Source organism: Streptosporangium sp. NPDC049248 (genome assembly GCF_040678965.1).
Lineage (GTDB): Bacteria > Actinomycetota > Actinomycetes > Streptosporangiales > Streptosporangiaceae > Streptosporangium > Streptosporangium fukuiense.
Window position 1 is genome coordinate 371,279 of sequence record NZ_JBFAQY010000006.1, and the last position, 12,167, is coordinate 383,445.

Genomic DNA, 12,167 nt, shown 5'->3' on the forward strand with positions numbered 1-12,167 from the left:
GCGGAGGGACGGCCGTCCGCCGGGTCGCGACGCGGGTCTCCGCGAGCGCCGCGACCCGGCCCGCCTCATTCGGACGGTGCCTAGGCCCGCGATGTGCGGACCTGCGAGTACACCGCCGTCGCGCCCAGGGCCATCAGGCCGAGCATCCAGTACTGCCATGACTGCGAGAGGCCGAGGAACACCGTGGCGTTCTGGATGACCTGCAGCAGGACGACGCCGAACAGGACGCCGACGAAGCTGCCCCGGCCCCCGAAGATCGAGGCGCCGCCGAGCACGACCGCGGTGATGCTGGCCATCGTGTAGCTGACGCCCGCGGTCGGGTCGCCCACGCCGATCTGTGCCATCAGCAGCAGGGCGCCGACCACGGTGAACAGCGCGCTGGCCAGGTAGACCACGAGGTGCACGCGGGCCACCGGGATTCCGCGCTTGCGCGCCGCCTGCTCGGACGAGCCGGCCCCGCGCAGCCGGAGCCCCGTCATGGAGCGCCTGGACATCACCTCCAGCGCGACCAGGACACCGGCGCCGACGATCACCGCGTACGGGATGGGGCCGATGCGCGCGCCGAGCGCCTCGGTGACGGCGGTGGAGATCGAGCCTCCGGGCGAGTCCCGCATGACCAGGGAGAGTCCCTGCAGCGCGGTGTAGGTCACCAGCGTCGCGACCACCGGTGTCACCCGGGCGAATCTCACCAGCATGCCGTTGGTCAGTCCCACGCCGGTCGCCGCGAGGATCATCAGCAGGAAGCCCAGGATCCACCATCCGGTGCCGTACCCGTCGAGGACGTAGAACGACGCGATGACCACGAGGGTCCCGCTCAGCGGGCCGACCGACAGGTCGATGCCTCCGGTGAGCATGACGATGAGCTGGCCCGCGGCGAGGAAGAGCACGGGGGCCAGCAGCCCCAGCATGCTGGCGATGTTGAACTCGGACAGGAAGCGGTCGCTCCGGGTCGCGCTCACCGCGGCCAGCAGCACGATCGCGACGGCGAGGAACGCGCTGGGCGCCTGCTCGCTGGAGAGCAGCCTGCGGAACCCGCCGAGCAGGCCGGTGCCCCGTGCCCGTCCGGTGGCCTCGGCGCTCCGTGCCGAGGTCGCGGCGGTGAGGGACGCCTCGGTGATGGCGTGCTCGGAGATCCGGTCCCCGGTCAGCTCGCGGACGACCTCCCCCCGGGAGAAGACCAGCACCCGGTCGCAGAGTCCGGCGAGCTCGACGTTGTCGGAGCTGAGCACCACCACCGGTGTCCCGGAGTCGGCGGTGGAGCGGAGCCGGTGGTAGATGTCGGAGCGGACGCCGACGTCGATGCCCTGGGTGGGCTCGTCGCAGAGCAGCACCTTGGGCGCGGAGAGCAGCGACCGGCCGAGCACCACCTTCTGCTGGTTGCCGCCGGACAGGTGATCGACGGCGGAGTCGGGTGAGGCCACCTTGATGCCGAGGTCTCTGATCTCCTCGGCCACGATCGCGTTCTCCGCCGAGCCTCGCACCACTCCGGCGACCGCGGTCCTGCCGGTGGCGGCGACGCCCAGGTTCTCCCTGACCGACAGTACGGTGGCGACGCCCTCGACATGCCGTTCCTGGGGCATGAGCACCACCCCGGCCCGCCGGGTGCGGCGGGGGCTGCCGAGTTCGACGGCCCGGCCGTCGACGGTGACGGTGCCGCCGGTGACCGGGTCGGCTCCGCCCAGCGCGCGGATGAACTCGCGCTGCCCGTTGCCCTCCACCCCGGCGAGGCCGAGGACCTCGTTGCGGGCCAGCGTGGTGGTGATCCCGTGGAGCCGGTCCGAGCGCAGGTCACGGACCTCCATCACGACGTCGCCGACCGAGGAGGGGCGCGGCGGGAACAGCGCTTCGATCTCCCGTCCCGCGATGCGGGTGACGATCTCCTCCTCGGTCACCTCCGAGGCCAGGAAGGTGCCGCGGATCTGCCCGTCGCGCAGCACGGTGAGACGGTCGGACAGGGCCATCACGTCGGGCAGCCGGTGGCTGATGTAGACCACCGCCATCCCGTCGGCGGCGAGTTTTCTGATCTGCTCGAACAGCCTCTCGATCTCGGCCACCATGAACGGCTCGGTGGGCTCGTCGAGGATCAGGACGCTGGGCTCACAGGCGAGGGCTCCGCAGATCTCGACGGCCTGCTTCTCCGCGAGGGTCAACCGGCCGGCCGCGGCGGCCGGGTCGATGTCCATCCCCATGGGCAGTAGTTTCTCCCTGGCCCAGTCCTGGGCGTCGCCGAAGGACGGGCGGAGCCGTTTCGGCACGCTCAGCAGGAGGTTCTCGGTGACCGTGAGATCGGGCAGAAGCGCCGGATGCTGGAAGGCGATGGCCAGGCCCTGCTCCCGGGCGGCGATCGGGGACGACTGCCGCATCGGCGAGCCCGAGATCTCGACGGTGCCCGCGTCGGGTGCCAGCGCACCGGAGGCCACCGCCATGAGCGTGGACTTTCCGGCGCCGTTCCCGCCGACCAGGGCGTGCACCTCGCCCGGGTGCGCCTGAAAGTCGACCCCGTCGAGCGCGACGACGCCGGGGAAGCGTTTGGTCACTCCACGGAGAACCAGTCCAGCGGTCGATTCGACCATGCGAAGGATCACTCCTTACTCCGGCTCAGTGCGTTCCGCCGGGCGCGTGCCCGGCGGAAGACAACGAGTGATCAGCTGTAGGCCCGCTTGAGCTGCTCCGGCGTGAGCTCGGAGGACAGGATCGCGCTGGCGGGAAGGGAGGGGTCACACTTGGGGGCCTTCGACGTGTCGAGCGTGTTCTCGAAGATCGGGATGTTGATGATCTCCGGCTCGTCGTTCTTGATCCCCTGGTGCGCGGCGACGGCCTTGCGCAGCGCGAGACGGATGATCCAGGTACGCGAGGACACGGTCACGGTCTGGAAGTTCGGCTGCTTGTCCGAGTTGTCCTTCCAGGCGCAGGCGAAGCCGTTGAGGTCGTTGGCGGTCCACAGCGGCAGCGGCCGGCCTGCCTGCAGGAAGGCGCGAATGCCGCCGAGGGAGGCGTCACCGGAGTCGGTGATCACGCCGTCGATGGTGGGGTACTTGGTGAGCAACCCGGAGACGACCTTCTGCATCTGGGCGGGGTTCCAGTTGGTGTCGATCGGCTTGCCCGGGTCGTTCAGCAGCTTGACGGCCGAGCAGCCGGCGTTCTCCTTGAGCTCCTTCTCGATGCCGACCATCTCGGTGAGGCTCTGGGTGTTGCCCGGCGTACCGCCGAGGAAGACCACGTTGCCGCCCTTGGCGCCGAGCGCCTCGCACATCCAGCGGGTCCAGGTCACGCCGTCGTTGACCGTGTTGTGGCCGACGAACGTGGTGTAGTCCGTACCCGGCTTGCCGCCGGGGTTGGCCGTCCACGGCACCACCTGCACGCCCGCCTTGTACGCCTCACGCAGGGTGGGCAGCAGCGCCTCACCGGCGTCGGGGAAGACCACCAGGGCCTCCACGCCCTGGGCGACCAGGGCCTTGACGTCGCTGATCGCCTTCTGCGGGTTGTTCTGGCCGTCGGCGTACGGCAGCAGTGTGATGTTGGGACACTTGCTCGCCTCGTCCTCGAACTCGGCACGGGCCGTCTTGCGGAAGGCGTTGTCGCCGGTGCCGTCGGCCAGGGCGACCTTCACCGGCTTGGTGCCGCAGAAGTCCGTCATGGGACGGAGGGCGGAGACGTCTCCGGTCCGGGCCGCGTCGTTGTAGACGGCCTCGACACCGCCGTTGGCGGCGGCCGGTTCACCGGGGCCGCCGGCGCAGCCCGCCGCGCCGAGGGCGGCGAGGGCCAGGACGGCGACCGACTGACGGGCCCGCAGGCGGGTTTTGGTGAGGGACATTGCGATCTCCTGTTGGGGGAGGCCTCTAGGGCGAGGACAGGGTGGAAGCGGGTTTGAGGGAGCGGCCTCGCAGCCGCGCGCGGACGGAGTTCCAGGGCACCCCGCGGGCCACCACGCTGAGCGCCAGCACGCCGGCCTGGACCAGGAGCTGGGTGGCGGTGGAGGCGCCGGCGGCGAGGACCACCTGGTTCAGCTGGGTGAGGAACAGCGCGGCGACGGCGGTGGCGGCCAGGTTGGTGATGCCGCCGGACAGCAGGCTGCCGCCGAGGACGACGGCCGCGATGGTGGGGAGCAGGTAGGTGTCGCCGAGCAGGATGTCCGGGGTGCGCAGGTAACCGGCCAGCAGGATTCCGGCCAGCGAGTAGCAGATTCCGGCCACCACGTAGGCGCCCACCTCGTAGGAGCCGGTGGGCAGGCCGAGCAGCCGCGCCGCGGGCCGTCCGGCGCCGACCGCGATGAAGCGCCGGCCGAGCACCGTGTGCCGGATGCCCCAGTGCGCGAGGCCGATCACCACGACCGCGACCAGCAGCAGGTTGGGGACGCCGGCCACCGAGCCGACCGCGAACGCGCTCAGCGCGGGGCCGGCCGACGCGGGGAAACCCTTGGAGACCTGCAGGACCACACCGATGAGGATCGAGTTCACCGCGAGCGAGGCCACGAACGCCGCGATGGAGAGCCGGACCACGGCGATGCCGATGACCAGTCCGCCCAGCGCGCCCGCGACCAGCCCGAGCGCGACGGCCGCCCAGATCGGGACGCCCGACACCGCGGGCAGCTTGGTGGCCAGCACGGCGGCCAGCGCCATTCCGCCGGGCACCGACAGATCGATGCCGCCGTGCGAGACGACGAGGGTCTGCCCGAGCGCGGCGATCGCCATCACCGCCGCGAACGGCAGCATCGACAGTACGGCGGATCCGGAGAGGCTGCCGGGTGAGATCAGCGGGCTGACGGCGAAGAGCAGCAGCGTGATCAGCCAGATCGAGGAGAACCGGCCGCCCCGGAGGCGGCGCAGGTCGAGCAGCCCACCAGGACCGGCGCGCTTGGCCGGAGGCAAGGTCGTATGCCGAGACATTTCCGAGTCCCTTCCTGGGAATCCGTGCTCAGATGGCGGTGTAGCCGCCGTCGACGGCCACGTCCGCGCCGGTCATGAAGCCGGCGGCGGAGCTCAGCAGGAAGGTGACCACCTTGGCCACCTCGTGCGGATCCGCCAGGCGCGCGATCGGATGGCCGGCGATGAGGCTCTGCCGGGCGGCTTCGGGGTCGGGCTGGGACCGCAGGTAGGTGGCCAGCTGCTCGGTGGCCACCGAGCCGGGGCTGACCACGTTGCACCTGATCCCCGAGGCGGCGTAGTCGACGGCGATCTGGCGGGAAAGCTGCAGCACCGCTCCCTTGGAGGCGCAGTACGCGGGCTGGTTGGGCAGGCCGACCGTCCCGGAGATCGAGGAGAGGTTGACGATCGACCCGGGGGTCCGCTGGGCGAGCATCGCGGTCACCACGTGCTTGCACAGCAGGAAGGTCCCGGTCGCGTTGATGGTCATGACCCGGTTCCAGTCGTCGAGAGTGGTGTCGACCAGCGGTTTCGCCACGATCGTGGCGGCGCAGTTCACCAGCCCGTCGACCCGGCCCCACCGGTCGACGGCGGCCCGTACCGCATCGGCGACCGCCTCCTCGTCGGTGACGTCCAGCCCGTGTGCCACGGCGTCGGCCCCGTCGGCGCGGAGTTCGGCCGCGAGCCGCTCGACCAGATCGACCCGCTGATCCGTGAGCAGGACGGACGCGCCGGCTGCCGCGCATTCGCGCGCCGTCGCGGCGCCGATCCCGCCTCCGGCACCACTGAGGATCACTACTTCCGGCACGACTCAATCCCTCTCAAGCACAATGTCCGATTTGGTCGGCCAGACTGGCATGCAGCACGCTGCATGTCAATGACGAGTACTGCGTTGACGTGCAACATGTTGCATGCCACTCTGGGGCGTATTCAACTCACGGCGGACCCAAGGGGTGGCACTTTGCCCGGCGCAGATACCGAAACCGGCATCCGGATCGGCGTGGCTCAGGTCGGCGTCGACCGAACCGATGTGGCGGCGAACGTCGATCGGGTCGTCGACACCCTGCGAGAGGGCGCCGCGGCCGGGCAGCGACTGGTGGTCTTCCCGGAATGCGTGCTCACCGGGTACCTGCTCGGCTCCCGGGCCGAGACGCACGCCGCCGCGATCAGCGCGGGGGACCCGAGGATCGGCCGCATCGTGGACGCCTGCCGCGAGCACTCCATCCACGCGGTGGTGGGCCTGCTGGAGGAGGCGGACGGACGCGTCCACAACACCGCCCTGGTGCTCGGACCCACCGGGATCATCGGCAGGTACCGCAAGCAGCACCTGCCCTACCTGGGCGCGGACCGCTTCGTCGACCCGGGCGCCGACGCGGCGCCACGGGTGGTCGACACCCCCTTCGGCCGGGTCGGCGTGATGATCTGCTTCGACCTGCGCTTCCCCGAATCCGCCCGCGAGCTCGGGCTGCAGGGCGCCGACGTCATCGCGATGCCCACCAACTGGCCGGAGGGGGCGGACATCCTCGCCGACCACATGGTCCGGGTACGCGCCCTGGAGAACCTGGTCCATCTCGCGGTCGCGGACCGCGCCGACTCCGAGTCCGGAACCCGCTTCATCGGCAGGAGCCAGATCATCGCCCCCTCCGGGGCGGTGCTGGTGGACGCGGGGGAGCAGGAAGGGCTGTTCGGGGCGGCGATCGACCTCCGGGATTCCCGGACGAAGAGGCTGGTCATCAGGCCGGGCGAGTTCGAGCTCCCGGTGTTCTCCGGGCGGCGCCCCGAGATGTACGGCGAGATCACCCGTCCGGTGACCCCGGACCGGTAACAGGAAGGCGGACACCACATGTGCGGGCCGGCACTCATCAGTGAGGCGACCAGGAACAGGATCGCGGCGTACTGCGCGAAGTTCCGCGAGGTCACCCGTAGCCCATTCGGTCCCGACGACGAGATCGGCATGCTGAACCTGCTCACCCCCGAGGCGTCACGCGAGGTGCTGCGGCGGGCGGACGGCGGCAGCGTCATCGACCTGTCGGTCGACTACTTCGTCGGGATGCCCTCGTGGACCAAGGCCGGCGACCCGGGCTTCCAGCAGTGGATGACGCACACGCCCGCCGGCACCGTCCTGGACGACATCACCGGAATGGGCCGCGCGCAGAACGAACTGGTCTCCTACTCGGGCGACGCGATCTCGATGTACACCCACTGCGGGACGCACATCGACACCCTCAACCACTTCGGGTACAACGGCCAGATCTGGAACGGGTTCTCCGCGGAGGAGCACATCACCTCCCGGCACTGGACCAAGTGCGGCGCCGACAAGATCCCGCCCATCATCGCCCGCGGGGTCCTGTTCGACATCGCCGCGCTGCACGGCGTCGATGTGCTCCCGGACAACCACGGGATCGGCGAGGACGATCTGCGCGAGGCCATGCGACGCCAGAACGTCGAGTTCCGGCCGGGTGACGTGGCGCTGGTGCGCACCGGCCGGATGCGCGCGTGGCCGAAGATCGACGCCTACATCGACAACAGCCCCGGCCTGAACCTGGAAGGGGCGCGGTTCCTCGCCCACCTGGGCGCGTCGGTCATCGGCGGCGACACCCTCGCCCTGGAGCAGATGCCCGCCGCGGACGAGGAGAACTGGCAGGTCGTCCACACCTATCTGCTGGGGGAGGCGGGCATCCCCATCATGGAGGTGGTCGACTGCGAGCAGATCTCGGCCGAGCGGCTCCACGAGTTCGCCTTCGTGGCCGCCGCCATGAAACTGCGCGGCGCGACCGGCGCCCCGATGCGCCCGCTGGCCATGCCGTTCCGCCCCTGACGCGGCCCCATTCTTCCCTGATCGGATTGACCCCCGGAGGCATTACCACCATGCACGCCAAACCCACTGAATCGGTCATCGACCGGAGTCGTACGTCCTACGGTGACGACGGTTTCAGTAAATATCTCCGGCGTGCTTTCCTGGCCTCCAGCGGGTACGACGACGAGGCGCTGGACCGGCCGATCATCGGCATCGCGGTGACCAACTCCGACTACAACACCTGCCACCGCGACATGCCCGCGCTGCTGGCGGCGGTCAGGCGCGGGGTGCTGGAGGCCGGCGGCCTTCCCATGGAGTTCCCCACCATCTCGCTCGGGGAGATCCTGACCTCCCCGACGACGATGCTGTTCCGCAACCTGCTCGCGATGGACACCGAGGAGATGATCCGCGCCCTCCCGATGGACGCCGCGGTGCTGCTCGGCGGGTGTGACAAGACCGTGCCGGCCCAGCTCATGGCCGCGGCCTCCTCGGACAAGCCGGTACTGCTGGAGGTCGTCGGGCCGATGATGACCGGCAGCTGGCGGGGCGAGCGGCTCGGCGCCTGCACCGACTGCCGTCGTTTCTGGGGCAGGCACCGGGGTGGGGAACTCGACCAGGAAGAGATCACCAGCGTGCGCAACGAGCTCGTGACGACCGCGGGCACCTGCGCGGTGATGGGCACCGCCTCCACCATGGCCTGCGTCACCGAGACCCTCGGCATGATGCTGCCGGGCGGCGCGACGCCCCCGGCGGCCACCGGCGCCCGGCTCAGGCACGGCGCCGAGACCGGCCGCCGCGCCGTCGAGCTCGCCCGCTCCGGTGGCCCGGTGCCCAAGGAGGTCATGACCCCCGCGGCGTTCCGCAACGCCATCCGGGTGCTCTCGGCGATGAGCGGCTCGACGAACGCGCTGATCCACCTGCTCGCCGTGGCCCGGCGGGCCGGCGTGGAGCTCGAACTCAGGGACTTCGACGTGATCGGTGCCGAGGTGCCGTTCCTGGTCGACTGCAAGCCCGCCGGCTCGGGGTACCTGGAGGACTTCCACCGTTCCGGAGGGCTTCCCGCGCTGCTGAAGGTCCTCGAACCGCTGCTCGAACCGGAGACCGTCGGGGTCTCCGGGGACAGCCTGAAATCGCTGCTCGCCGAGACCCCCGCTCGGGAGGACTGGCAGACGACGATCCGCCCCCTGGAGGACCCGCTCGGACCCGCGGGAAGCCTGGCCGTGCTCCGGGGCACGCTGGCCCCGGGCGGAGCGGTCATCAAGACCGCCGCCGCGAGTGCCCACCTGATGAACCACACCGGCCCCGCGCTGGTCGTCGACTCGGCGCAGGAGGCGCAGCGGATCCTGGACGACCCGGATCTGGACGTCACCCCGGACCACGTACTGGTGCTGCGCAACGCGGGCCCGATCGCCGCGGGCATGCCCGAGGCCGGTGCCCTGCCCATCCCGGCCAAGCTGGCCCGCGCCGGGATCCGGGACATGGTGCGGGTCTCCGACGCGCGGATGAGCGGCACCTCCTACGGCACCGTGGTGCTGCACTGCGACCCTGAGGCCGCCGCCGGGGGGCCGATCGCGCTGGTCCGCAACGGCGATCTCATCAGGCTGGACGTCGAGGCGCGACGGCTCGATCTGCTGGTGGACGAGGACGAGCTTGAGCGCCGCCGGGCGGACTTCACCCCGCCCGAGCTGCCCGAGCGAGGCTGGCGGCGACTGTACGCGCAGACGGTCCTCCCCGCGGGTGAGGGTGCCGACCTGTCGTTCCTCTGACCCCGCGGAGCGGTAATGCTGCATGTTGCATGCTGCACTACCGCACGCGTGGTACCGTTTTTCCCCAAACAGGGGCGCCTGATCATTCGGTCGGGCGCCGGACCGATCCCCCCGGGAGTCTTGTCGGATGGAACAGATTGCGGTGGACCAGGCATCGCTGACGGCCCGGACCTTCGAGGTGGTCCGCCGCGCCATCATCACCGGCGAACTGGCTCCCGGGACGCTGCACTCCGTGGTGGGGATAGCGGCCCAGCTCGGTGTGTCCAGGACCCCCGTCAGGGAGGCCCTGCTCCAGCTGGCCACGCACGGAGTCGTCAGATTCGAGCGCAGCCGCGGTGTCCGGATCCTCCAGATGACCACGCGCGACATCGAGGAGATCTACTCGCTCCGCTTCCTGCTGGAGGTCCCCTCGGTGTACCGCGCGGCGACCATGATGGGCGACGCCCAGATGGCACTGGTCTCCGAGGCCCTGGAGAAGATGCGCCAGGCGGGCGAGGCCGGGGACGAACGCCTCTTCCAGGAGGAGGACGTGAAGTTCCACCAGCTCATCCTGGAATCGGCGGGCAACGAACGGGTGACCCAGTCGGTCGCGACGACCCGCGCCCAGATGTCCGCGCGGGGCCTGTCCACCACCCAGACGCGGACCCTCTCCGACATCTGGCGGGTCCACGAGCGCATCCTCGACAACATCCGGGCCCGCGACAACCAGGGCGCCGCGCAGGCCATGCACGACCACCTGCTGGAGACCACCCGCCTGTTGCTGACCCAGTCGACCGGCGACCCGCGGACCGGCGCCGACTTCGAACCCCCGACCCTCCCCACCTTCCCGCACCGAGAGGACCGCCCGTAGCCGGGTTCTGACCGGGGAACGCGAGACGCCGGCCTGCCGAAGGTGATGCCGGCCAGCAGCGACCAGCGGACGAACTGCCGCTGGTCGGGACCGCACTGCTCCCGCTGCACGCCCCCGTGACCGCGGGCGACTGACCGGCGAGCCGTACGACGCGATCACCACCGCCGCAGGCGGGCGGAACCGGCGTCCGGACGCCTCGGTGAGCGGTCGCGCGGCTCGCACCGGTCCTCAGCCGTCTCTCAACCGGTGTGCCCCTGGAGCTGCTGGGTCAGGTTGACCATGTTTCCGTCAGGATCGTGGATGTGGGCCACGCGCTCTCCCCAGGGCATGTCGTTCGACGGGCCGAGCACCCGGCCGCCGGCCGCCCCGACCTGCTCCAGCAGACCGTCGACGTCGTCGACCCGCACACTCAGCAGGATCCGCTGCGGGGCGGACAGGTCGGTCGCCGCCTCGTTGACCAGTCCTACTTCCGAGTCACCCAGCTTCAGGTTCACGAAGAAGGTGGGACCGTCATCGGGGAAGCGGCTCGTCTCCACCGCTCCGAGCAGGCGTTCGTAGAAGGTTCGCATCCGAGCCAGGTCGGATGTGGTGATGATGGGCTGGACGGTCGTCATGTCCGCTCCTCAGGTCTGCTGTGCGTGGCCGTCCACGGTGATACGCCGGGGCGTCACGAAACTCATCGGTGTGCGGGAATCATTCGCGACGGCCGGGAGGAGTCGGCCGGAGCGCCGAAAAGCGGGATCAGCCGGTCGGCGTCCAGGTACGTGGTGATGTCGCTGATCAGACCCTCGGACACGTCCAGGAGAACCAGCCCGAAGGGCACGTGAACGCCGTCGGGACCGGGTCTGGTCTGCCAGAACGCCGGCGAGCCGTTCGCCGCGACCGGGACGAGGCGCGCGCCCGCGCAGGACGCGTTCGGGTCCAGCAGCGCCTGCTCGATCCGGTCACGACCGCGAAGCCACCAGGCGAAGGGAGGCATCGACATCGTCGCGTCCTCGTGCAGCAGGGCGACGAGCGCGGTGATGTCGTGACGCTCGAACGCGGCGCAATAGCGGGCGAGCAGTTCGCGCTGGCCCGGGTCGGACGGCCGGAACGGCTCACCGGACATGACGTCGACCGCTTGGAGGGTCGACCTGGCCCGCTGCAACGCGCTGGTCACCGACGCGACGGTGGTCTCCAGGAGGGCCGCGACCTCCCCGGCCCTCCACCGCAACACGTCGCGCAGGATCAGCACCACCCTCTGCCGGGGCGGCAGGTGCTGCAGCGCGGCGACGAACGCCAGCCGGATCGTCTCCCGCAGCACGGCCAGCTCTTCCGGATCGCCATCCGCCGGCAGCACGAGACTGTCTGGCACCGGCTGGACCCAGATCCGCTCCGACAGCGGCTCACCGATGCTCGGCCCGCCGTCCGCGGCCCCGCTGAGATCCATGGCCAAGGCCCGGCGCTGCGTGCTGCGCAGCATGTCGAGGCAGACGTTGGTGGCGATGCTGTAGAGCCAGGTACGCAGCGACGCCCGTTGCTCGTCGTAGCGGTCGAACGCCCGCCAGGCACGTAGCAGCGTCTCCTGCACCGCGTCCTCGGCCTCGAAGCCGGAGCCGAGCAACCGGTAGCAGTAACCGGTCAGTTCGCCCCGGAACGGCTCCAGCCGGGAACCCTCACCGGTCAGCGTCTCTGCCATCCCCTGACCATATGTGCCGTCACCGACACCTCACGCGGGGGAGACCGATGACTTCCCGGCGGGTCTTGCGAGAGCGGAGAGGAGCGGCAGCGGCGCCAGGGCCGGCCCGGCCGCGGTGACCAGCAGCCGAGCGGCCCTGCTCCACCGCGCGGATCACATCGGGAACGCTATCTTTCCGACTTAATGTTGGTATCTTACCAACGGCGCGTCGGTA

10 protein-coding genes are annotated in these 12,167 nt (G+C 70.4%); 4 read left to right on the top strand and 6 right to left on the bottom strand.

The genetic code is table 11. The features are described 5' to 3' along the window. Positions 1-80: 80 nt before the first annotated feature. From AB0K21_RS15220 to AB0K21_RS15235, 4 genes are all read right to left on the bottom strand, one after another. Positions 81-2,573 carry an ATP-binding cassette domain-containing protein gene (locus AB0K21_RS15220; RefSeq protein ID WP_364150256.1) on the bottom strand — a complete coding sequence of 831 codons (2,493 nt, stop codon included), beginning with the start codon at positions 2,571-2,573 and terminating at the stop codon, positions 81-83. Positions 2,574-2,644: 71 nt separating this feature from the next. Next, positions 2,645-3,814 (bottom strand): substrate-binding domain-containing protein, encoded by a 1,170-nt coding sequence (locus AB0K21_RS15225; RefSeq protein ID WP_343965845.1) that lies wholly within the window; start codon positions 3,812-3,814, stop codon positions 2,645-2,647. A gap of 25 nt (positions 3,815-3,839) precedes the next feature. After that, positions 3,840-4,886 (bottom strand): ABC transporter permease, encoded by a 1,047-nt coding sequence (locus tag AB0K21_RS15230; RefSeq protein ID WP_343965847.1) that lies wholly within the window; start codon positions 4,884-4,886, stop codon positions 3,840-3,842. Between the two features lie 28 nt (positions 4,887-4,914). Further along, complete coding sequence (locus tag AB0K21_RS15235; RefSeq protein ID WP_343965850.1) at positions 4,915-5,670, bottom strand: SDR family oxidoreductase; 756 nt, start codon at positions 5,668-5,670, stop codon at positions 4,915-4,917. A gap of 153 nt (positions 5,671-5,823) precedes the next feature. Here AB0K21_RS15235 and AB0K21_RS15240 point away from each other — a divergent pair, with 153 nt between their 5' ends. The 4 genes from AB0K21_RS15240 to AB0K21_RS15255 all read left to right on the top strand — a co-directional run bounded on the left by AB0K21_RS15240 (position 5,824) and on the right by AB0K21_RS15255 (position 10,275). Then, positions 5,824-6,687 carry a carbon-nitrogen hydrolase family protein gene (locus AB0K21_RS15240; protein ID WP_343965852.1) on the top strand — a complete coding sequence of 288 codons (864 nt, stop codon included), beginning with the start codon at positions 5,824-5,826 and terminating at the stop codon, positions 6,685-6,687. 18 nt (positions 6,688-6,705) lie between these two features. Then, positions 6,706-7,680, top strand: coding sequence for a cyclase family protein (locus AB0K21_RS15245; RefSeq protein WP_343965854.1), 975 nt, complete (start codon positions 6,706-6,708; stop codon positions 7,678-7,680). 50 nt (positions 7,681-7,730) lie between these two features. Further along, a complete protein-coding gene (locus tag AB0K21_RS15250) occupies positions 7,731-9,425 on the top strand; it encodes a dihydroxy-acid dehydratase (protein ID WP_343965856.1) in 1,695 nt (564 codons plus the stop codon). Between the two features lie 127 nt (positions 9,426-9,552). After that, positions 9,553-10,275, top strand: a complete 723-nt coding sequence (locus AB0K21_RS15255; protein WP_343965858.1) for a GntR family transcriptional regulator — start codon at positions 9,553-9,555, stop codon at positions 10,273-10,275. 239 nt (positions 10,276-10,514) lie between these two features. Here the strand turns inward: AB0K21_RS15255 and AB0K21_RS15260 are convergent, their stop codons facing one another. Continuing rightward, positions 10,515-10,889 carry a VOC family protein gene (locus AB0K21_RS15260; protein WP_343965860.1) on the bottom strand — a complete coding sequence of 125 codons (375 nt, stop codon included), beginning with the start codon at positions 10,887-10,889 and terminating at the stop codon, positions 10,515-10,517. A gap of 62 nt (positions 10,890-10,951) precedes the next feature. Then, positions 10,952-11,953, bottom strand: coding sequence for a sigma-70 family RNA polymerase sigma factor (locus AB0K21_RS15265; protein ID WP_364150264.1), 1,002 nt, complete (start codon positions 11,951-11,953; stop codon positions 10,952-10,954). Positions 11,954-12,167: the final 214 nt, after the last annotated feature.

Excerpts from the sequence above, each read along its gene's own strand:
- AB0K21_RS15255 (WP_343965858.1), top strand. The coding sequence starts at position 9,553 with ATGGAACAGATTGCGGTGGACCAGGCATCGCTGACGGCCCGGACCTTC.
- AB0K21_RS15260 (WP_343965860.1), bottom strand. The coding sequence starts at position 10,889 with ATGACGACCGTCCAGCCCATCATCACCACATCCGACCTGGCTCGGATG.
- AB0K21_RS15265 (WP_364150264.1), bottom strand. The coding sequence starts at position 11,953 with ATGGCAGAGACGCTGACCGGTGAGGGTTCCCGGCTGGAGCCGTTCCGG.
- AB0K21_RS15230 (WP_343965847.1), bottom strand. The coding sequence starts at position 4,886 with ATGTCTCGGCATACGACCTTGCCTCCGGCCAAGCGCGCCGGTCCTGGT.
- AB0K21_RS15245 (WP_343965854.1), top strand. The coding sequence starts at position 6,706 with ATGTGCGGGCCGGCACTCATCAGTGAGGCGACCAGGAACAGGATCGCG.
- AB0K21_RS15220 (WP_364150256.1), bottom strand. The coding sequence starts at position 2,573 with ATGGTCGAATCGACCGCTGGACTGGTTCTCCGTGGAGTGACCAAACGC.
- AB0K21_RS15225 (WP_343965845.1), bottom strand. The coding sequence starts at position 3,814 with ATGTCCCTCACCAAAACCCGCCTGCGGGCCCGTCAGTCGGTCGCCGTC.
- AB0K21_RS15250 (WP_343965856.1), top strand. The coding sequence starts at position 7,731 with ATGCACGCCAAACCCACTGAATCGGTCATCGACCGGAGTCGTACGTCC.